Source organism: Pontiella desulfatans (assembly GCF_900890425.1).
Classification (GTDB): Bacteria; Verrucomicrobiota; Kiritimatiellia; order Kiritimatiellales; family Pontiellaceae; genus Pontiella; species Pontiella desulfatans.
Genome location: NZ_CAAHFG010000002.1, coordinates 245,944 through 268,433, shown reverse-complemented (window position 1 = coordinate 268,433; position 22,490 = coordinate 245,944). Strand labels below are relative to the sequence as shown.

At 54.3% G+C, this 22,490-nt stretch carries 15 protein-coding genes; all 15 read right to left on the bottom strand.

All coding sequences use genetic code 11. The features are described from left to right. Window positions 1–296 precede the first annotated feature (296 nt). The gene (locus E9954_RS16905) at window positions 297–1,385 is read right to left on the bottom strand and encodes a sugar kinase (RefSeq protein ID WP_136080488.1); all 1,089 of its coding nucleotides are present in this window, start codon (window positions 1,383–1,385) and stop codon (window positions 297–299) included. Continuing rightward, entirely contained in the window at window positions 1,382–1,687 is a 306-nt protein-coding gene (locus tag E9954_RS16900; RefSeq protein ID WP_136080487.1) for a Dabb family protein, read from the bottom strand. The genes E9954_RS16905 and E9954_RS16900 overlap by 4 nt, the downstream gene beginning before the upstream one ends. Before the next feature lies 1 nt (window position 1,688). Then, the gene (eda, locus tag E9954_RS16895) at window positions 1,689–2,333 is read right to left on the bottom strand and encodes a bifunctional 4-hydroxy-2-oxoglutarate aldolase/2-dehydro-3-deoxy-phosphogluconate aldolase (protein WP_168442345.1); all 645 of its coding nucleotides are present in this window, start codon (window positions 2,331–2,333) and stop codon (window positions 1,689–1,691) included. Between the two features lie 2 nt (window positions 2,334–2,335). After that, on the bottom strand, window positions 2,336–2,650 hold the full coding sequence (locus E9954_RS16890; protein ID WP_136080485.1) for a VOC family protein: 315 nt from the start codon (window positions 2,648–2,650) through the stop codon (window positions 2,336–2,338). A gap of 14 nt (window positions 2,651–2,664) precedes the next feature. Continuing rightward, a complete protein-coding gene (locus tag E9954_RS16885) occupies window positions 2,665–4,062 on the bottom strand; it encodes an aldehyde dehydrogenase family protein (RefSeq protein ID WP_136080484.1) in 1,398 nt (465 codons plus the stop codon). Next, on the bottom strand, window positions 3,998–5,209 hold the full coding sequence (locus tag E9954_RS16880; protein ID WP_136080483.1) for a mandelate racemase/muconate lactonizing enzyme family protein: 1,212 nt from the start codon (window positions 5,207–5,209) through the stop codon (window positions 3,998–4,000). The genes E9954_RS16885 and E9954_RS16880 overlap by 65 nt, the downstream gene beginning before the upstream one ends. After that, window positions 5,202–6,293 carry an L-rhamnose/proton symporter RhaT gene (locus E9954_RS16875; RefSeq protein WP_136080482.1) on the bottom strand — a complete coding sequence of 364 codons (1,092 nt, stop codon included), beginning with the start codon at window positions 6,291–6,293 and terminating at the stop codon, window positions 5,202–5,204. Before E9954_RS16875 ends, E9954_RS16880 begins: the two co-directional genes overlap by 8 nt. Before the next feature lie 129 nt (window positions 6,294–6,422). Further along, on the bottom strand, window positions 6,423–8,066 hold the full coding sequence (locus tag E9954_RS16870) for an alpha-1,3-galactosidase-related protein (RefSeq protein WP_136080481.1): 1,644 nt from the start codon (window positions 8,064–8,066) through the stop codon (window positions 6,423–6,425). A 198-nt stretch (window positions 8,067–8,264) separates the two neighbouring features. After that, window positions 8,265–10,289 carry a glycoside hydrolase family 127 protein gene (locus tag E9954_RS16865; RefSeq protein ID WP_136080480.1) on the bottom strand — a complete coding sequence of 675 codons (2,025 nt, stop codon included), beginning with the start codon at window positions 10,287–10,289 and terminating at the stop codon, window positions 8,265–8,267. A 200-nt stretch (window positions 10,290–10,489) separates the two neighbouring features. Next, window positions 10,490–12,409: a beta-galactosidase gene (locus E9954_RS16860; RefSeq protein ID WP_136080479.1), complete on the bottom strand. Its 1,920-nt coding sequence runs from the start codon at window positions 12,407–12,409 to the stop codon at window positions 10,490–10,492. Window positions 12,410–12,427: 18 nt separating this feature from the next. Further along, the gene (locus E9954_RS16855) at window positions 12,428–14,149 is read right to left on the bottom strand and encodes a glycoside hydrolase family protein (RefSeq protein ID WP_168442344.1); all 1,722 of its coding nucleotides are present in this window, start codon (window positions 14,147–14,149) and stop codon (window positions 12,428–12,430) included. A 366-nt stretch (window positions 14,150–14,515) separates the two neighbouring features. Then, window positions 14,516–16,474, bottom strand: a complete 1,959-nt coding sequence (locus E9954_RS16850) for a serine/threonine-protein kinase (RefSeq protein WP_136080477.1) — start codon at window positions 16,472–16,474, stop codon at window positions 14,516–14,518. A 150-nt stretch (window positions 16,475–16,624) separates the two neighbouring features. Further along, window positions 16,625–17,260 carry an RNA polymerase sigma factor gene (locus E9954_RS16845; protein WP_136080476.1) on the bottom strand — a complete coding sequence of 212 codons (636 nt, stop codon included), beginning with the start codon at window positions 17,258–17,260 and terminating at the stop codon, window positions 16,625–16,627. A gap of 231 nt (window positions 17,261–17,491) precedes the next feature. Beyond that, window positions 17,492–21,409, bottom strand: coding sequence for a carbohydrate binding domain-containing protein (locus E9954_RS16840; protein WP_136080475.1), 3,918 nt, complete (start codon window positions 21,407–21,409; stop codon window positions 17,492–17,494). Window positions 21,410–21,606: 197 nt separating this feature from the next. Then, window positions 21,607–22,458 (bottom strand): PEP-CTERM sorting domain-containing protein, encoded by an 852-nt coding sequence (locus E9954_RS16835; protein ID WP_168442343.1) that lies wholly within the window; start codon window positions 22,456–22,458, stop codon window positions 21,607–21,609. Window positions 22,459–22,490 lie beyond the last annotated feature (32 nt).

Here is a 22,490-nt window from a genome sequence, read left to right as displayed (position 1 = left end):
CATTCCTCCAGAGCTCTAAATTAGCGTTCACTTATAGTAACGAACGCAACACGGTTTTCTAAACAACAGACTGCATATTAAAGACGCTTCAGCATAAACGGAAGGATCGAAAACAGGTAAGGGAAACAGCGTCCCCTCGCAGCAACTGAATCGTCTGCCCAAAGTTCCTGGCATTATCGCTCCAGTCGCTATAGCCCGCAAAGACCATCCTGGCCTGCTTCGCCCCGGCCGGTGCCTTGTTCTCCCGGGCAAACTCAGGATGCAGTCAGTCAGACTTTGTGCCAGGAAAACCCTCCTCAACGCACGACACGTCCAGAGGCGGAGCCTCCCATGAGGGCTTCAACTTCCTTGCGGGTCGAGAAGTTAAAGTCGCCCTTGATCGAGTGCTTCAGGCAGGAAGCGGCCACCGCGTAGCGGATGGCATCGGATGGATCACTCAGCTCGTTGGTGGTCAGTGCAAAGATCAGTCCTCCGGCAAAAGAGTCGCCGCCACCAACGCGGTCGACGATGTTTTTGATTTTATACGACCGGTAGTTACCGTCGGCATCGAGTGGCGCGAAGTGCGGCTTATCGCTCGCGGCATCGTAAAGCATGGCGCCCCAGTTATTGTGATTAGCCGAGTAGCTTTCGCGCAGGGTGATTGCCACGTTGCTGATGTTCGGGAACTGTGCAGCAACCTGACGAGCAACATCGGGGTAGCGGGAGGTATCGAGCGCGCCAGAGTGAACGTCGGTGTCGCCCGCGCGAATGCCGAGTACATCGTGACAGTCTTCTTCGTTCGCGATAACAACATCGATGAATGGCAGGATTTTTCGCATCGTTTCCTGTGCGAGTTCACGCGCTGTCTTCGACGCATCCCATTTCCATAATTTGCCGCGGAAGTTGAGATCGATTGAAACTCGGCATCCAGCTGCCTGCGCTTTCTGCGCAGCAATCCGCGTTGCTTCCGCAGCGTTTTCAGAAAGGGCGGGCGTGATTCCGCTGAGATGCAGCCACTGCGCACCCTCAAAAATCGCGTCCCAGTCATACCGTTCAGCCGGTGTGATGGAAACGGCCGAGTCGGCGCGGTCATAAATCACATTACTCGGCCGCTGGTTGGCTCCGGTTTCGAGGAAGTAAAGACCGAGGCGCCCTTCATCGGTGCGCAACACGTACTGCGTATCCACGCCGACCGCACGCACGGAATCCATCGTGGCCTCCGCCAACGCATGTTTCGGCAAGGCCGTTACATAACGCGCCGTGCCGCCGAAATTACAGATCGACGCTGCCACACTCGCTTCTGCCCCTGCATACGTTACTTCCAGCTCACGCGTCTGACGTAGACGAAGGTTTGTCGGCGCGGCCAGGCGCCCCATAATTTCCCCAAAAGTTACAACCGGTTTCATACAATATAATCCACAATTTCTTCAGCAACGGTTACAGACTGGATATAGGCAACGACCGCGTCGTGCTCCGGATAAACGCAGTAGCGTTTAAACGCCTCTTCATCGGGGTAACTGGCAATCAGGCTGACGTCGAAAAACGATGCGCCGTACGCGCCAATGTTAATGGCCACTTCATAGCCGCTGACCTCTGAAATAATGGCCGGCAATTCATCCAAACGCCGTTTCACTTCCACAGCCAATTCGGCTTTATTCATCCCGCCGGCTTCATCCTTCAATTTCCACAATACAATATGCTTATACATTCTACCCCTCCTCTACTCGCTTACGAACTTCTGCGGCGTGCGCGGTGAGTCCGGCCCAGTCTTCGTTTTCAACCAAATCCTTTTTAACAATCCATGACCCGCCGATGACAGGCACGTTCGGCTCTTTCAAGTAATCGCTCATGTTTTCGGCATTCAGTCCGCCCAGCGGAAAATATTGAATATCGAGATGCTTATACGGCGCTCCCATGCTGCGCAGGTACTTGATTCCGCCGGCAGCTTCAGCCGGGAAGAACTTCACGAAACGACACCCGTTTTCAATCGCGATTTCCAGCTCGGACGGGGAGGCGATTCCCGGTGCAAACGGAAGGTCTACTTCGGCCGCCGCTTTGATCACACGCGGGTTCATGCCCGGCGCGACGGCGAAGTCTGCGCCCGCGGCTTTTACTGCTACCGCTTGGCCGGGTGTGAGGATCGTTCCCACGCCGACCAGCATATCAAGTTTCGCATCACAAATCGCTTTGAGTGCTTCCATTGCGGCGGGTGTGCGGAGCGTCAGCTCAATCGCATCAATGCCGCCAGCCAGCAGCGCTTTTGCAATCGGCACGGCCTGTTCTGAGTTTTCGATGGAAAACCCGGCGACCACGCCGCCCTTTTCCAGCCGTTGCATCATTTTAGCTGGAAACATGATTATGCCTTTATTTCCATGAACTCAACGGGCGCGCCGTTGTGATTGATGAATGCCACGCGGACCCCTTCGGCCGGCGAAAAAGTTTCGACCAGAATCTCTTTACCCTCGAGGGCGTCCTCGATGCTGTCAACCTGGAAGGCGAGATGAGGGATGTTTTGAAACATTTCGGGCATGGGGCTATCGGCCTCGCACTGGATCCATTCAATGCCGAATTCATCTTTGTTGAAGTCGGTGTAGTGAATTTTCCCGGGTTCGTAGAAGCCGTCCCAGTTTTTAGCGTCTTTGGTGGGAATTCCAATATGGCTGAATTGCATAGCGTTCTCCTGTTTTAGTCGACCAGTACGGATACACGTTTGAGGGTGAGATATTCTTCAAGGCTGTAGCGCGAGCAGTCTTTGCCCACGCCGCTCTGTTTGAGTCCACCATGCGGAAGCTGGACGGAATAGTGCACTTCGTTCACGCAGACACTGCCGGCCTGGATGTCGCGCGCGGCGCGCAGACCGTTCTGCAGGTTAGTCGTAAAGACGTAAGCCGCAAGGCCGTATTCCGTATCGTTCGCCAGTGCGATCTCGTCGTCGGAATCCGAGAACGGGATAATCGACATGACCGGGCCGAATACTTCGTTGCGCGACACATCCATTTCAGGCGATACATTCCGAAGGATGGTCGGTTCCATAAAGAAGCCGTCGCCGTCAATGGCGTTGCCACCGAGCACGACTTCCGCGCCAGCCGCTTTGGCTGACTCGACGAGGCCGAGAACATATTGACGTGCTTTATCGGAAACCAGCGGTCCCATTTCAATTCCCTTGGCAATCCCCAGCGCGAGCTCAACAAATTCGTTATAAATTGATTCATGAACGAAGACGCGGTTCGGCGAGACACAGATCTGCCCGCAGTTGGCAAACTTTAGATTGGTGACCTGTTCGGCGGCGTTTTTGATGTCGGCATCGGGATAAACCACTACCGGCGCATTGCCGCCGAGCTCGACGGAAAAATGTTTGACGCTGGAGCAGGAGCTATTCATCACTTCGAGTCCGCCGCGGGTCGACCCGATCATGGTGACCATCGATGGGATATCGCTCTGAAGCATGTTTTTCATCATGTCGTGATCGGTGCCAGTGACCATGTTGATCACGCCATCGGGAAGTCCGGCTTCTTTTGCCAGATAGGCGATTTCAAGTGAGGCTAACGGCGTTTCACTGGATGGCTTGAGGATAACGGAACAACCTGCGGCCAGTGCCGGGCCGATTTTATAGCCTACATTGAGCAACGGAAAGTTCCACGCCAGCATACCCACACAAACACCGAGTGGTTGGCGCAGCATGTAGTGCAGAAATCGGCCATCCGGGTCGTGAAGAACCGGCTGATCAAGGCGTTCCACCTCTTCGACAAAGAAACGCAGACAGGTGGAGAGCATGCCGAAGTCGTATTCGGCGTTGTCCTGCGGCTTTCCGGTTTCAGCGCGCAGCAGTTCAATAATGCGGCCGCTGTTTTCGTCGATCAGCTCCGCGTAGCGCAGGATGATTGCCTTGCGCTCGGCTGGAGTTTTGGCCGACCATGCCTCAAAACCCTGCCGGGCTGATTTCAGCGTAAGCTGGATGTTTTCAACATCGAGTTCAGGCGCCAGTCCGAGGACGGCTCCAGTAGAAGGATTAATGACGTTAAACGATTTTTTCGTAATCCGCTGTTCGCCGTTGATCAGCATGGGATACATTTTTTCCGACATTTGTTTTCTCCGTTATATTGACACAGAATTTTTCCATCGCCGAGCGGTCGGGCTCGACACCAAGCCCTGGCGCGGTCGGCACAGTAACCGAACCGTTCCTGGCCAGGATTTCGATGGTATACATTTCGTCGCGCATCGGGTTCGGGGTGAGATCCTTTTCCAGTAATGGCTCGGCCACTTCGGCGCGACCGGGCTCGACATACATGGTGGCCAGAAAATGAACCGCGCTGGCGAGATTGAGTTGAGTTCCCCAGCAATGCGGCACGATGTTGATCCCCATCGAGGATGCCACGGCGCGGATTTTGAGCGCTTCGGTCGGACCGCCGCAATAAGCGAGGTCGGGCTGGGCGATCTGTACCCCGCCCTGCTTCAGCAGGCTCTGGAAACCATAGCGCGTTTGTTCGCATTCTCCGGTAGCGATCGGGACATCGATCTTGTCGGCCAACTGGCGGAACAGTTCCGGGTGGGCGGGAGACAACGGCTCTTCGAACCAGGCATAGTTGTGCTCGCCGAGCAACCGCCCGATCGTGATCGCCTCGGGCAGGTCGTAGGCGTGGTTCGAGTCGGCCATCAACTGAACATCGGAAAATGTCTTGCGCATCGCGACGATCAGTTTTCGATCGAATTCCATATTTTTTCCGATCTTGATTTTCAAGGCCCGGTACCCTTTCCGGACATAGTCGCCCGCTTCGGTCAGGATGGTTTCGAGCAGATCGGTTTCGGACTCCTTGCGGAAATACATGCCTGTGGCATAGCACTGCACCGTATCGCGTACCCGTCCCCCCATCAGTTCAGAGGCGGAGACGCTGAGCAGCTTGCCTTTAAGGTCGAGCATCGCCATATCGAGACCGGAAATGGCGCCCATCATGGGGCCCTTCATGGCGAAGTCGAGCGACGCTCGCCAGCAGAGGTTCCATGCCGCCTCGTTCTTCAGCGGATCCCAGCCGATCAACAGCGGGGCATAGAAGGTGTCGATGGCGCTTTGGGTGACGGTGGCGGGGCCATAGCATTCGCCCCATCCCACCGCGCCGGAGTCGTCGATGATTTCCACGAGCAACGCGTTGCGCTGGTCGTAACGCCACTGGGAGAAGCCAAACGACTCCTCGAGCTGATGGCGCAGGTGGTAGGTTTTTATTGATTCAATCATGGAGAGTTCCCTTATTTATTTCAGTCGGGGCGACCGCGTTCGCGGCGGATTCCTCGGCCTTGAAGGTGCCGGCGAAGGAGAGCGCCGCGGCCGCGAGCACGATCAGCGCGACGCCAACGAAAACGTAGTTCAGCGCTTTTCCCGCGCCTTTCCATTCGCCGGTGATGACCGCCGCGATGTTGCTGACGATCAGCGAGAGGGCGAGGAAAATAGGCGTCGCGATGACGGCTCCAATATCGCCCATCATGGCGCTGCCCTGACCCATGGTTCCGAGCGCGGCGAACCAGAGCAGACCGGTGACGACCGCCCACGCGAGCGCTTTGCCAACGCCGCCGGTGTTCTCAGCGATGACCTTCTTGTTTTTGATCAGAAGGATCACCGCGTAACCGAGGTTCATGATCAGCGCACCGAGCAGAACAACAACCCAGCGAGCCAGCGCCGTGTTTCGAACGATGGCGCCGTGAGCTTCGGCGATTTTCCCGATTCCCATGGTGTTATTGAATCCAATGAACAGTAGCGAAGAGAGCAAACCGCAAACCACTGCAATGATGAGTCCTTTCTTGAACTCCGCGCCTTTTTTGATGCCCACGAGTTCCTTGCCGTCCGCTGCGAGTTTCTTGTCGCGTTTCAGGCCGCCGATGGTCACGACCACGAGGGCGAGCGCGTAGAGGACGAGGCCGAGGATGGTGTACGGGATGCTCGCGGGCACAATGCTGTCGGCTCCTTGTATGAGCGCGATGATGGTGGCAGCGATGCCGCAGCCGCCCATAACGATGCCGTAGGTGAGCGACATGCCGATATAGCCGACGGAGACGCCGAACATGATGCCGCCGATACCCCAGAGAAAGCCCATGGTCGCGCCCGCAATAACTTCATTCATGGGAGCTGCTGAAATGACTATGAATAAGTCTGGAACCACAATTAGTGCCCATATTAGAGGGAACAGTAACATGGCAACAACAGACTGAATAACCCACCAGGCTTCCCAGCTCATCGGTTTGACATATTTCATTCCGATGCCAAATGTGCCCTGAAAAACACTGGCCAACACAACAATCATAATCGGCAACATCAATTCAGTCATCTCAACATCTCCTTAATAAAGTGATCTCAAAAGATCTCACAGTTCATCCAATTTCCGAAAGGCTTGGGCCGTAAGAAAATAGGCTCCATTTCACAAAGCACCAGCTGAAGCACGTACATAATTCCACGGTTAATCATCCAGTTTCTGGAAGCGACCGGTTGTCACCCCGGGGCCGAAGGCAATATTCGGGGGTTCCACCTTGCCTTTGAACCAAGGCGCATAATCCTCACCGGCAATGATTTCATTGTCGTAGAACTCGAGATTCTCAACGTGATCGGCGATCATCAGGGGCTTGAAGATCTGGATGATCCTGTTGTTGTGAATACGGACGTTTTTGTGGATCGGAATTTCGCTATCGGGCTTACCGAGCGTGGCATGAAGTTCGAAGGTGGCCTGCGAAAAACCGCCTGAATTGCACTGGTCAAAAACATTGTTGTAGATTTCAACATCCTCGACACCACCCGCCTCGTACCAGCTGGACGCCTCCCCGCGGATTTTGATGGCGCAACCCTGCGAGTTGAAATAATTGTCGTGGATGCGTACCTTGCCGAGGGTCTTGATCAGCAGGCTTCGCGCCCGATGGTTGCTGAAATGATTATGGCGGATTTTCACATCCGTGTCGTACGCACGCAGGGTGACGACCACGTTTTTCCAGTCGAGGTCCGGCAAGGGCTCTTTAAACGTGAGCGAATCCTCCTGGGCCGCATCGCGATTCAACGCCTGAACTAGGGTTCCTTCGCCCAGAAGCTCCAGGGTATCGGCATCGTGGAAGCCCATGGTATCGCCGGGATACAAGGTATCGATCCCCATCTGCTGAAAATGGCTTAAACGGGTGACCAGCGTTTTATTATTCTGCGTCCGAACCACCGGCCGGTATACCCCATGAATGTTGCAATCATCATCACCCTGGAATTCAAAACGGCAATTTGTCAGATGAATATCACCCCGGCATTCCACAAAATGCATCACATCGTGATGCGTCGTGTACCAGCGCCCGGAGTCCGGGCGACGGATCGCCTTCACCTCATTGACATAGAGATCGCGCGAGCCTTCGAAAATGGCTCCAAATGCTGCCGCGTGATACATCGTAACCTGTTCAAGACGAATATTTTCACTGCGATGTACCACGAATCCCGGCGACGAGCGGTCGTTATACTGGAACACCGCCACATGGCCAACCTTCAGCGGACTGCATATTTTAGACGACCGAATCCGAACCAGTCCCTTTTCAAGGATCTCCGCCGTATGGTCGCGCCCCACGCCATATTCATCCCAGCTCTTGAACACCAGCCGACCGAGCTGCGGATCAATGATGTTGATATTATTAAAATCCATCGGCTCCGGCAGATCCGGATTCAGGAACACCAGACGTTCATCGCGAATACCCACGGGATATTTGCCCAGATCGAATCGGACATCGAAATACCCCTTGCCCACTTCGACGACCTCGCCCTGGCTGAAAAACGGATATTCCCAATCCATCGTCAGGTTTTTGATGGTCACATTCTTCGCGTTTTTCAGGTAGAATGGAACGATGTGGCCGTGGCAGATCAATTCAGCACCGTTGCCTTCGATAACGAGGTTTTCGGCATCGCGCAGATCAAACAGGATCTGCTTCATGCCATCGTTATTATTCGCAATATGGAGGGTACGCTGAATGCCGTTTTCGGCATAGACATGATGGGTGCCCTTCGGCAGAACAATCGTCTTTTTGCCCGCGGCAACTTCCGAACGAACCCATTCTTCAATACCGGCTGAAACCGACATAGCCATCAACAAGCAACCTGCAATAATTATTTTACTATGTTTCATAATCATATACTGCCTTTGTTTCACCACCCGCTTCGCTCATAACTGAGAGCAAGCGATCAATTTCACAAAGAACACTAAGCTTTGTGAACTTAGTGTCTTCGTGGTTAAAATTTATCTCGTGAGCATCCCGAGGTGAACATTTTTTAATTAGGCTTAATATTACTGAACGTCCAGCGGCAGCCAGGCGCTCATGCCACCGGGGCCGCGATTGGCCCAGGCAAAGTATGGGATCATACGGATCGGCATCTCGCTCAGGGAGGTCGAATTCAATGGCCGATAAAGTTCACCTTCCCAAGGCTGCTCGTCCAGATAAAGCGCTGAGCCTTCCAGGGTCTGGATGCCGAACGGCAGATCCTTGGCCGACATCGGCTCCAGCGCAATACTGGATGGAATGCGGACGTTGTTCATATCTTTGCCTTCCGGTATGTCCTTTGTTTCCACGCAGTAGAGCAGCGGCCCATGCATGACGGCCACCTGGTTGCGCAGATGCTCCGCCTTGGGATGCGCGGTCATCAGTCGCGTCTCCATCGGCAGGTTCAGTTCAATGCGGTCGCCGACGTTCCACTTGCGCTTCATATAGAGATAGGCTCCGGCCTTCGGGGGATTGGTAGCGGCTTTTCCATTAATCGTGACGGCAGCCCCTTCCGCCCAGCCCGGAATACGGACACGGATTGCGAACGGATCGGCTGATACCGCATCCATGTTGATCACAATTTTTCCACTCCATGGATACGCCGTTTCCTGCGTCAGTTTCACCGCGCTTCCATCGGCCAGTTTTCCGCTGAAGGTGTTTCCGCCATAGTGGTGCACCCAGAGTCCCTGCTCATCCATGCTGTAAAGGTAGGAATGCAGCTGGGCCAGCGTGCGCAACAGGTTGGTTGGGCAACAGATGCGCTTGCGGCCCGGCAATACGCGTTCGGGCAGGAAGTTGTGTCCACCTAAAAGTTCGGTGTAGTCCTCCTGCAGACGCAGCGAATTGCGGTAGAACCAGCTTTCGCCGTCCAGGCCGATTCCCGCGAGGAAGCCGTTATAGAGCTCCAGCTCCATCAAGTCCGCATACTTCGCGTCGCCGGAAATGGCCAGCATACGATAGTTCCACATAAAGTTTCCGATCTGCCCGCAGGTTTCATTATAAGAGTCGGCTGCCGGAAGTTCATATTTTTTCCCGACGGCTTCCACCACCGGATCTTTTCCTTTTGAAAGGGTATGCCCCATCGGGCTCACCCCGCCGTTGATGCACATTTTGGTGCAGGTCAGGTCATACCACAAGCGGTCCAGCGGTTCCCGCAGGGTCTCATCACCCGTTTCCATATAGACATCGGTCGCACCGGCAAAGAGGTAGGTAAAGAACACGTTATGTCCGACCACCTCCTTGGACTTGCGCAACGGCACGCGGTCCTGAATCAGGTCGGTTCCGATGATGCCCGGCCCTTTGGTGAACGTACCGCCCTGTTTCGGTTTCATTCCGCGGCTGTCGACAATCAGCTTGGCGCAGGCGAGATATTTTTCATCACCGGTTTCGCGATACATTTCCACCAGCCCCATGATGGCCGAGGGATTGTGGGCATAGGACGGCCAGACCTTTTCGCCGAGATTTTCGCACAGAAAATCCGCATTCCGAATGGCGAGCTTCATCAGCGAATCTTTGCCCGTCACGCGCTGGTGCACACAGGCCGCGGTCAGCAGGTGACCCATCGAATACACCTCATGCTCCCGTGGGTTGGCAAAGCGCTCTTTTTTCTTGGCCGTAATCTGGGTGGCCACATAGCCATCCTCTTCCATGGCCCCGGCAATCAGCTCAATCGCTTCGTCCATGCGTTCCATGATCCAGGGCTCCGGATGTTTTGCATAAACACTGGCGGCGGACTCAATCCATTTATAGAGCCAGGCATCCTGCCAGTCCGAGCCCGCGTGCTCCCCCTGCCCCGTTGCGGCGGCACGGAAGTTATCAATCACGTGACCGGCCTCCGGATCGGCCGCCAGATCCCAAAGTTTTTTGAGGCTAACCTTGCAGGTCTGATCATAACGATCTGCCCAGAATCCATCCGTCCAGGTAACCGCATTAAAATCAACCGGACGCAACTGCGCGTGCGGGGTTTTATCCATATCCATCAGATAGGTACTTTCTGCACCAGCCCATCCTGCCACTGCCGCCATCCCTATGAGTACTAAAGCTTTGTTCATCCGTTTCTCCTAATGATAAAATTCCAGGCAAGATCCCTGTGCGCACACAAATTCGCGTCCTTGACCTTTAATAGGGATACGAATGCCCTACCGCCACCTTAACAGCAGCAAAAAATATAATTTTTTCGTCCCAGGTATGTTTTCCCAGATATATCGGTGTTAATCTATGTGATCTGCGGGCACTGAATATGCCCGTCTGCCTATCCATCCAAACCGACTTCCACCCTATGGAACTTTGCATTGCCCCGTTGTTTCCTGATCGCAATACGGCTCGGGAGTGCCCGAAGTTCGAACTCATCGATCTGGAATCCATTATGGGTTCCCCGCGCCCCTCCAACCCGTTTGCCGTCGGCAAACACCTCCCATGCATCGCCCGGTTCGGCCAGCCATTCGATGGAAACCTTTGCCGATTTCCCCATATGGGACTGGCGGAATTCCGATGCGACAGAAAGCGTGGTTTCCTTTTCCCTGATTGATCCAAGCATGAAGGCGCGATGGTCGTCGGAGGCATCCACAACGGTTTCGGTTTTTGAGGAATCATCCTCCGTAAGCCAGTATCCAACGTTGCGCAGCTGGATGTTTTTCCCACTCCAGTCGCAGTAGCCCGCGAACACCATCCAGGCGTGCTCAGTTTTGGCCGGATCCATTTCTCCGCCGGCATATTTCATGAACACATCGAGCGCCGCCTGATAAGCCGGAATATCGAGTCGGAAGAGTTCTGTACCGCCCCATGCGCTCATGGTAACGCCTTCATAGAGTTTGAGGAACTGCCGCCAATAGATTTCTTTTTCAGGGCTGCGCGGTGACACGTTATAGTTCATTTTCTTTCCGTGCTTTGCATTCCATCCATCGCCATTGAAACTGGCATAGGTATCTTCATGAAAAGCCCCCTTCTTCAATTCACGGGTATATTTTTTATAGACCTGTGCGCGAGGGGAAATCGGCTTTGGCCGGGACGCCGCAGCATCCGTTCCCATGCAGACGGTATAGGCATTGGCATAGTAGCCGGACAGGTTCAGGTTTAAATCCTGATCCACCTCCAGATAGGGGCGGAGGAAGCAATAGATGCCCAATGGATGAAACGCTTCCTGATAAAACCCGATCACATCACGGAAATATTGCTTCGCCTCTTTGTAATTATCCGCCTCCAGCAGCGGCGGATAGATCGGATCGCCGTTGCGCGGAGGAATCCAGGTGCCGCGGTCTGGAGAAATACCCGCAATCTGCATTTCCTGTCCGTTAAACCTATAGTGCCAAGCCTCCTCGTTAAAGGCGTTGGGCTGCACCCGCAGCCCGAGGAACCATTTACGGTGAGGCGATGCGGCCACATGGGCGGCCAATGCCTGAATCATCTCATGATAGAATTGCTTATACGCGGGCGACCAGAATTGCGGCGCTTTAGCCTTTTCGCGGCGGCTCGTCCCCCCGCCCCGGCCCTGGTCATCCAATGGCGATTTGCCGCCGACGTGCGCGACATAGTCAAAAATCCATTCCGGTGCGGGGGCATTGAATTTAAAGATGGCGGGTTTCTGAGTGTAGGCACTCCAGGCCAGCAGCGTATCCAGTTTTGAAAAATCGAACCGATCCCTTTCCGGTTGCAGCTCCGCCCAGCCGATTTGCGACTGAACCGTAACCACGGAATAGTGCTTGTCGTATTCCTGCGCTTTCGGATGGCCGTTCCACGCGTTTTTAATCCCATGCAACAGTGGATCGTTCAGCTTGAAGACATAGTTTTCCGGGTAAGCGATCACGATCTCTTTTGCCGCTTTGATTTCCGAGCCATCGATCAGACTGACGTTATAAACACCGGGACGGAGACCTGCGGTTTTGAATCCAACCCGGTCACCCTTTCGGACTTTTCTGAATGTGCCAAACTCCGTTTCAGTTGCCAGTCGGGCGATGGTCTTGGCATCCAGCTTAGGATGCGACCATCCGGTCAGGCAGAGCATTCCCGATCGGGACGGCTTAACCTCAACTACCTCGCCCCGGACGAAGCGATCACGATTCAGCCCCAACGATTCAGCGTTTTGACGCACCGCTTTTGCACCCGGCTCCAGCGAAGCCTGCACAGCCGATGCCCAAACCAGCACACCAACCAACCCTATTGCTTTAATCCACATATATATTTTCACCTTGCATCAGCGTTCACAGGAAAAAGAGAGACCGTCGATCCGATCCTCCTGAATATCAAAGAACTGCTCTTTGTTCTCTTCAGTCACGCAGGTGCCGTTGATCACAATGTTTTTGAACGTCAGGTTTTTGACGGCGTTTTCGTGCCCCGACCCCAACTGCGACCGATAGGCAATCAACGGTGATGTGACGGTAATGTTTTCAAAATGCATGCCATCGATTTTGGAGTGGCTTTCGTCGGTGGTCGGCATGAACCAGCCCGGACTCACCTCGCCGGTGTTCAGGTTGTAGACATTGAAGACGCGATAGAGATAGGGCGACTCGATCCGGATATCCCGAAATGTAAAGTTGCGAATGGTGAATGGCACCGCTGTAACGCAGGCAATCGCCCCCATGCCCTGCCGGGGCCAGTCGCCCCGGGCCACATTGGGATCCTTGAAATAGGTGATGATATCGATATCCTCCACCACACTATCGGCCATGAGCGTATCCGAACGATAGGTTTCCTTCACCATCAGGGCATGCGCGTTGGTAGCCTGCCAGAGCACGATGTGTTTGGCCTTGGTATTGTGGTTGATTTTCAGGCTGTCGTCGTGCGACATGAAAAAGCAGTTCCTTATAACACTGTTGTCTGAATAATCCGGCCCGTCACAATTGCCGTGCCATGCTCCCACCAGAGTGACGTCTTCAATCAGGCGGCTGCTGTAGATGCTGAAACCGGCCCGGTCCGTCAGGGTGATGCCCGAAACAATGTCGATATCAATCAGCTGGCTGGCCTCGGAAAAGCTGTGTATCCAGAGGTGCTTCGCCCCCGAAATCACACCACGGCCGATGATGGCGGTCGGGCCAGCCTCCTTATCGTGATAGCGTTTAAAGCGTGCCAGCACATAGGCGCCGCCTTCGATATAAACCGTTTGTCCGCGCTTAATGCGCGTCTGAAAAAAGGGCGCATAGCCCATCTGGGATTGGTCATGAATCCCCGGCTTAAACCAGATGACGTCATAGGCCAGCATTTCATCCTCATCCAGCCGGTCACCCGGATTCACAAAGAGCGTTTTTTGTTTTTCCGGATCAGGAACCCGCGTCTCGGGCGGGAGGGCGGAAAGAATCAGCGGATTCGCGTAGCCTTCCTCCAGCGCATTGGAAAGCGTGCGTCCGTGGTAGTCCTTCCGTTTGCTTTCCACGCCATAGTCCACATCCCACGTCTGGATCGGAACATGGCCTTTCCCCATATTAACGAACGTGTTCCAGACCTGGTCATAATTCGGGAGAATCGCCACCTTTTCCGGCCGGTCCAGTGTAAAGACAATCGTATCGCCGTTCTCAATCCGGCAGGGAATATCATAGGAGGACGGCAGCACCTTGGCGCTTTTAAGCGGCAGCGTAATATGCTTTGCACCCGGCTTAACCTTCACCCGCACCGTCACCGTTCCGTCAAATGAAAAGATGGAGTGGGAATGCTTTACCGGCCCCTTGTGCGGAATCGTCACCATTTGATCCAACGAGCCGTTTTCCCGCAATCGGGGATAGGTTGCAAAACCTTCACTCTGATAGACAAAGCTGGACTTGGGTTCCCCATTCTGAATTACGGTCACCTCATAATCGGAAGAACGCAATGCCCCGCCACCCGGCACATCATACGTCCACACCCCGGCCCATCCTGTGATCGCGGTTGTGAACAATGCAACAACACCGATTCCAATTCCGGCGACTTCCTTCTTAATATTCATGTTTATTTTCCTGTTCATGTCCTGCCCACTAAAAATCAATATACCCGACCACTTCCTCAACCATCTTTCGGACAAGAAGAGTCAACGCATCCTCTGGCAAACGGTAATCCCAGATCCGGACATACATCTCGCCCTGATGAATAAAACTCAAACGGCTTTCAACATTGCCCAAACGATCACCGGAAAAAGCTGCTACCACCCCATACGGTGTGGCCAGATAACCCTCCGATCACTCTCCGTGATTCTGCACAAAGGAATCGCCCTGCCGGGGCACTGAATATTTCATTTTTTTCATGGAGACCGCCCTTCCGTTGGAAGTTGTTTCCTACTTATACGAAAGAAGAACGACAACCTTAACAGATGGGACTACTTTTCCACGATCTCCACCCAATCGTTGAGGATATTCAGTTCTTTTTCCGTGAATTGTCCCGGCGAAACGATGAGGGTTCGCAAGTGGGTAAAGCCCTTTAGAAACCGGACATTCTCCATCGGGCACCCCCGCACATCCACGGTCTCGACAGCCAACGTCCGCTCCCGCCACATCCGGTCGACCTCGGAGCCACTGACATCCAGAATACGAGGCTGCAGCGACTGTAACGTGGTGTGCGTTGTGGATATTTTTTTCAATCCCTCTCCGCCGATCTTTAACCGGCTTTCGGCCATATTATATTCAAACCAACCGTCCGTCCATTCGGGATTCAGGAGGCGCAGATAGGCTTCCACCACCCGGGCTCGCTCTTCCAGACGGCCCTGCCTTTTCAGATAGGCAATGGTAAAGGCCAACGCTTTTTGGTCGTCGGGCATGTTCTTAATGCGGTCCAGCACATCGATCACCTGATCTGTAGACAACAGCTTGTCGTCTGGACTGATCCCGGCATAATAACGGGCTGCCTGGGCAATTTCATCCCCCGGCTCGGAAAAATAGGGCAGCGCCGCATTAAACTGATGGAGATAAAAATAGTGCATGCCCATCGCACGTTGAAAAACCGGACTGTCCGGTTCGCTTGCCAGGGCGGCCTCGAGCAGGGGTTCAGTTCGCATCTCATCGCCTAAGAGGTGAAGCTGATTCACGACTTTCACCACGGAACGGGCGTTCTCGAACGACATTTTTTCAAGCTCGGTCTTGCCGGCCTGGTAGAGGCTCAGCGTCCGCTCCGCCTCGTGCCGCGCCTTGCTTGCAACCCGCTCTTTTTCCGTCAGCTGAACCATGGCCCACGCTATGCCGCACAGCAGGGCCACAACCGAAACCAGGATCGTCAGGCAAAAGCGCCGGTTGCGCCGGAAAAAGAGACTGAACTGCGTCAGCACCCCGGCATTCTCAGCCTGCGTGGCAAAGCCGGTCAGGTAGCGATGCACCTCCCGCCTCAACGCCTCAACGGTTTGATACCGTTTAGACGGATCGACCGACAGCGCCTTCATGACCACCGCCTCCAGACTCCTGGGAATATCCATTTCAGGTTTGCGCTGCCTCGGTGGCACGATAGCGCCCGACCGGGTCTTCTCCAGAATCTCTTTCGCTTCTCCGTCGAGCGGGCGTTCCAGCGTCAGGATGGAGTAAAGGGTGCAGCCCAGTCCATAGACATCGGTGCGCATATCGCGCTCGCCGCCCTCCTCCACCTGCTCCGGCGCCATATACCCCGGCGTTCCCTTCACCTGCCCGAACAGGGTGCCCGAACTCAGCAGGTCGGGATGCAGCAGGCGGCGATCCAGTTCAAGCCCATCTTCGCGTCCGACCATTTTTCCCAATCCCCAGTCGCAGACCAGCGCCTCACCGAACTCCCCCACCTGGATATTGGCCGGTTTCAGATCAAGATGCAGCGCATTGACCGAATGGGCATACGACATCGCATCGCAGACCTTGAGGAACAGCTGCAGCAGGGTTTCGAGGGGATAGTGATCGAGTGTTTTACGGTCGCGGTCACGTAATTTCTCAATCACTTCCCGCAAGGTATTCCCGGTTTTCAAATCCATCGTAAAATAAGGACGACCGTTGCGCACCCCGACATCGTGAATGGTGATAATGTTCGGATGGTCAAGCAGGGCCGTCAGCCACGCTTCATGAATAAAGGGATCGCATAACTCAAGGGGCGCGTCGGCATGCAGCATGGCCATCGCCAGATGGCGCTTTCCCCGGGCATCGTAGACCTTGTAGATCTGCTTCATGCCCCCCGAAGCGATCGGCTCGGCGGAATGATACCGTTCAGTCACCTCGGACAGCGCATGCAGGGTGGGACTGATCTCCTTTTCCTCCACCTGCTCATAGTCTTCCGCCAGATAGTAGAGCGCGTCCAGCTTTGATTGGGCATCGTTCTTTGCGTTATCCATACAGTCCTTTTGAATTATGAATGATGATTTAAGAATGTAGAATTTCGGGTCTGCGACCGCCTTATTTTTTTAAGAAAAAGGCCAACGCCGTCTGAGTTCTACCCTTCTTAATTCTAAATTCTACATTCATCATTCCGCGGCTCCGCCGCGTCACCCTTCCAGTTCATCCATCAGCGCTTTTACCTCTTTGATAAATCGTGCACGGACCCGGCTTTTCAGGGTATAGACCGATTCCAAAGTAAGATTCAGTTTTTTTGAGACCTCTTTGGCAGGAACATCCTCCAGGCTCATCGTGAACACATTGACCGCTTCGCCGGAAAACACCTTCTGGATCCGCTCCATGGCCAGTTCGGTAATATACTGCACCCACTCTTTCTCAATGCGGGCTTCGATTTCCGATGGCGGGGCTTCGTCCAGTACTTCAACAAAATCGCGATTTTTCTCCATCAGCTTACCGCGCCGCTGCCCCTCGGCAAAATAGTCCCACACCGCGTTGCGCACCACCACACCCAGCCAGGTGCGGAAGCGCGCTTTTTCATGATCAAAACTCGCGAGGCTTTTCCAGAGCTTGACCAGAACGGTTTGGACGAGATCATCAAAATCGTTCGTCGGCACATTCATTCCATGCAGCAGGTGGAAAATGAACCGCTCGTAGTATTTCACGAATTCATCCCATGCCGCCGCATCGTCCGCGGCTTTTGCCCGCATCACCAATGATTTTCTCGTTACCCACTCCTCGCCCACAGCGCGCTCCTTCTTCTGATCACGGATTGGCATTATGGGCATCTCTCTCCAGGTAATTCAAGAAGACTTAGGGGAGTGGAAATTATAAAAATACGATTTTCCACCACCCGGTTGTCTTACAGACTCGCTTCGCGTCGCTAGAGATAATTGAGAGCGAACAGCGACCAATTTCTGAGGCACGGAGCTATCGTTCCTCTGTGTCTCTGTGCGCTCTGTGGAAGAAAACTCGGGTGCATAGTGCATAAGTCGGTACAACGGGAAGTTCGCGCCCCCTTAATCCTGCTCAATGCGCAGGCGGATAAATTGTTGTGTTTCAACACCGGCAGATATCCAGTTGCTGACCGCGTTGAAATCACCGTCGAGATCGTTGGTGCCCGATACGGTATATCCCGTCGTTTTCCAATCATTGGAAACGAGGTTGTCGGTCGTTTCCACCGTATAGCTGATTCCCGGGTTGCGTTTGGCAAGCACGGGGTGGACATAGCTGAACCCGCCCGCGCCGGCCAGGAACTCAGGCTGGGTTCCGAGGTTAAACGGATCGTTGGGATCTCCATCCAGCGCAAACTCGGCCAGGTTGGCCACGCCATCACCATCGTCGTCCCCTTCCGCCCCCTGAACCAAAGCATATGTATTTTCCCATGCTGAATAGAGCGAATCATGGAACATCAGGTTCCGCACAGGGTCGGAAATTTCAACCCGGCTGCTGCCGCCATCCACGGGGTCGGTGCCGAAGACATAGCCCGAGACTTCAAAATAGTCGTCTTTGTTGGCCTCCGAGACCCGCACGCCGTTAATGTCCAGATTGACAAATGAAATGTTGGAAAATGAATTGGCGAAACCCGATCCCAGCAGGTTGCGCCAACCCAGCATCGGGGCATTGACCGTAATGTTTTCAAAGGTGATTCCGTTGATCGATGCAGGGTTATTCACGTTATCGATATCCAGCCACGTCGGCACGTACGGCCAATCCTCGCCTTCGCTGTACATGTTGTAGAGACTCACCACACGGGCAAGAAACGGCGTTTCAATGCGGATATCGCTGAACAGGGCGTCTTCTATCGAGACATGGCGGGTTTGCAGGCAGGTGATGGCGGAAGCCTCCAGACGCCCCCAGTCGCTATGGTTCGGAACGGGACGCTTCATGTTGGCGATAATATCCACATCCTTGACCACCGCGTTGGCAAAGGTGACATCGTCCCACATTTCCTTAAACATAATCGGATGCGCATTCACCCCCAGCATATGGATCACCAGATGTTCAGCCACCGTGTGATCGTTCAGCTTCAGGTTGTCATCGTGCGCGGCAATAAAACTGTTGAGCACGGTGCAATGATCCAGCGAATCAAGGCCATCGCAGTTGCCGTGCCACGCACCCAGCAGGGAAATATCGCTGATCAAATCGCCGCCATTGATGCCCCAACCCTCGCGCTCTACAAAATCGAGACCATCGATCACATCAATTTCCACTGCCAGGCTGTTTTCATCGTATGAGCCTCCGCCCCAGAAATGGTTAACGCCCGAAACCGTGCCCCGACCGACCAAGCGGCAATCGGCGGTTCCTGAGGCTTCATTCTTCTTGAACCCGGCGGCAACATAGGCCCCTTCTTCCAGATAGTAGGTTTGACCCGCATTGATGTAGGTGCGGTAATTCGGGCGCATGCCCAGGCGAGACAGGTCGTGCCCGCCCGGCTCGAACCAGACGGTGTCTGCCGCCGAAAGCGCTGCCTGCGTCGGGCGTTCACCGGGCGAGATGACCAACGTGCCGGGATCGGTTTTATTCAACCCGAGTTCGGAGACAAAGGATTCCGGACCGCGCCCCAGAAAGACCAACGGGTTTTTGAACCCTTCAGACAGATGATCCACAACTTGGTTAGCATTAAAATCGTCCGGAATGGTCGAGGCGGTGTAGGTATCCTCAAAGGACTGAAGCGGAACATGCCCGACCGCCTGATTGGTGAAGACCGACATCGCATCGTGATAGTTGGGCACCACCATCACCTTTTCCGGGCGATCCAGCGTGAAGGCAATGGTATCGGCTCCTTCGATCCAGCAGGGAATTTCGTATGAAGACGGCAGCACATGGGCGCTCGTGAGCGGCAGCGTGATCCCCGGAGAGCCGTCGATGTGATCATCTTCGGCCGCAGGCAGCACCTTGACGCGCACCGTAATGGGATAGGCATCCGTCGAAACCCCCGCCCAGGAATGGGCATTGACCGGTTGCTTCGTATTCGGCCCGTAGGTTTTAATTTCGTAATTCTTCCCGTCCAGCCCCCAGTCCTGGATGTATTCCGCCCGACGGCAGGAATAAAAGGTCGAGAGGTCAGTCGTCTGTCCGGAGACCTCCACCGACACCGCATAGTGCGGCGACACCGGCGGAGAAGTGAACGCCATATGGAACGAATGCACCGCCTCGACGATACCGTTGTCGACCAGCACCAGGTCGTAGGAACCGGGAAGCAGGCCGACGGTATTGATTGAACAGGACTGCCCAGCGGAAACGGCCTGCGCAACCACTGCGTGCGACGCGAACTCGGCTACATCGAACATACGGGTGGCTGCGTCCACATAGTTCATCAGGGGCAGGCGGTAGCGGGTCAGGTAAACCGTGCCGCCTCTCTCCGGCTGCAGGGAAAAGGCACTGCCCTGCAGAATCCAGTTTGGATCGCCCTTCGCATCGACCTCTACCAGGGATACGTTATCCAGCCAGACATCGTTGTCGCCCGCGGCACCGAAAAAGAACGAGAGGCGGAAATCGTCCGCGGTGGGTTGGCTCACCGAAAATTCCCTCGCATAGATAGTCCTATTCGTGCTGAGCGACACGTCATAATTCAGGGCATCGCCTTGGCTGACGCTTTTTATATTTGCCCGGAAGGTGCGGTTCGATTCGGCCCACGCATCGAAACTCACACGATAGGTTTTCCCGGAGCTCAACGCCAGGCCTTCCTGCCTGAGGCGCAGATGCCAGTTTACACCGTCATCGGAAAGTACATTAAAAAACAGTTCACTGGCCGCACCGTCCGGGTCAACGACGACGGCAGCGCTGCCGGTCGATGGACTGGTATTGGCGAATATCCAGTCCGTTGTTCCATTGGAAAAATCGCCATTGGAAAGCAGGTTCACCCCCGGATTCGATATCGATTCGAGACAAACGTTATCCAGCCAGATATCATTAGCACCATGCTCGCCGATAAAGACCATGAGGCGGGCATCATTTACGGTTGCCTCACTAACCGTAAATGTATTGGTGTAGCGTTGCATGGTTTCACCCACCGGCAGATTACTCAAAAAAGCATAACTAACATTGCCGCCTTTAAACTGCACGTCGATGGCCCGGGCTGACTCCGCACGTGCATCATACGTCAAAACATATTCCTGCCCGTTCACCAGCGTCAGGTTGTCCTGCCGAAGCTGAAGGTGCCAATTGACCCCGTCGTCATTGGTGATATCCGCATGATATTCATAATTGGCAACCGTCGATACCGATGCCGTTCCTTCCGCGGGAGCAGTCTCCTGCGGACTCCAACCGGTGAGTCCACTGGAAAAATCACCATTGATCAGCATATTGCCGCCGATGCCCACATTCAGCAGCGATGAACCCAAACGGAAGCCACGGAAATAGAGCGTTTCCCGATATTGCTCACTGGTGTTGCCGATTGCGCCGGGACCGATGTGAATCTTTTCGACAAACATATCATTGGTCGACCCCGTCTGCTCCCGCCAATGGTCGACCAGGGGCTGCATGTCGATGGAGGCCAGCCACCAGCCGGATGCGTCCAGCGGCCAGTCGGCATTGATGACACCGGATTGAGTTGCTGCATTCCACGTGGTTTTAGTGCCATTAATCGTTAGCTCCAGGCGGAAGTTGAGGATGCCCCCGGCGGCCTTGAGCGTGGCGGGTTTGTAGTGGAACATGAGACGCAGTGGCCCGTCGTCGTCCACCGGTTGGTTCAGCCCTTCGATGGTGAACTTGGAGCCGAAATCACTGGTCACACCGGAAAGGTCGACCGCCATCACCTGCTCACCAGCCACATTCGTCAGCGTCAGATCCCCGGAAGTCAGATCCCCCGCCGGAAGCATTTCAGACGGGAACGAAACCTCATCGCGAAAATCAACCGAATAATCCTGCGCAACCGCCGCAAGGCTGAAGATAAAAAACGCCAGCATAAAAACTATTCTTCTTCTGCTACTCATTTTTTTCCTCTTTTCGCCTCTTGTACATCGTTATGAAATAAATATCGTCATTTACCACCGAGAGAGCGCAGAGACACAGAACTTGCAAATCGCGTATTTCTCTGTGCCTCAGTGCCCTTTAGCGACGCGAAGCGAGTCTGTAAGACAACCGGGTGGTTAATATTATCTCTAGGATACGATGATTCTGGTCGTTAAATTTACAGTACCATAAAATGTCGAACCCACAGCAGGCCACCACCGCTCAGCGCAATCAGTCCCAGTGTGGCAGGCTCAGGAACCTGATCGATCTGAATACGGTCATACGAATAGGTCATATTAGGCTGCAGATCCAGACGCCCAGAGTCGATGCGGGCTGTGTTGTCCGCAGTAAGGAATGAACCATCGTTTTCCGTGATTTCTCTGCTCAGGCTGGTGAGCAGCGTGCCTTCACCAGCCAAGTTCCACAACTCCGACGATTGTGTCCAGGTTCCCGCATCGCTGTCGTACTGCGCAGAGTGTATGATCTTGAGCTGATCCGAAGCCATATCGGTCCAGACTGAACCATCATGAGCAAGTCCGATGGCTGCAGCAGTGAGAGCCGCACCGGAGTCGTTGACCGATGCACCGGTGATATCGCTCCACATCCACAAGTCGAACGTGCCATTCGCTCCATTCTTCTGGCGAAGCGAGACAAACAGCGACCCGCCGCCCTCATACCCGGTACGGTTAAGAATCACATTCCCTGTCCCTGGGTCAAGATTGGCACCGGTCACATCAAGTGCAAATGTACTTTCCATTACATAATTATTGTTGGTCAACGTTCCGCCGCTGCCGACATATTTAGCATTCTTGAAAGTCCCGGAGGGCCCCTTTACGGCAGCGGTACCGGTGGTCGCATTAACCACATAGGTCCCTGCTGCCGATTCGTTCCAGTCGGCATGGGCGCCTAAATTTCCGTCTACATACCCCTCAGCCGCCGTAAAGTTGATCACGACCGCATCGCTGTTCAGCACTCCGCAAGCCATCGCGACCCCCGCGATGGCTACTGATCTGATCCTTTTTTTTGTCATGGTATTTTCCTTGTGTTGGGTTTTCTTATTTC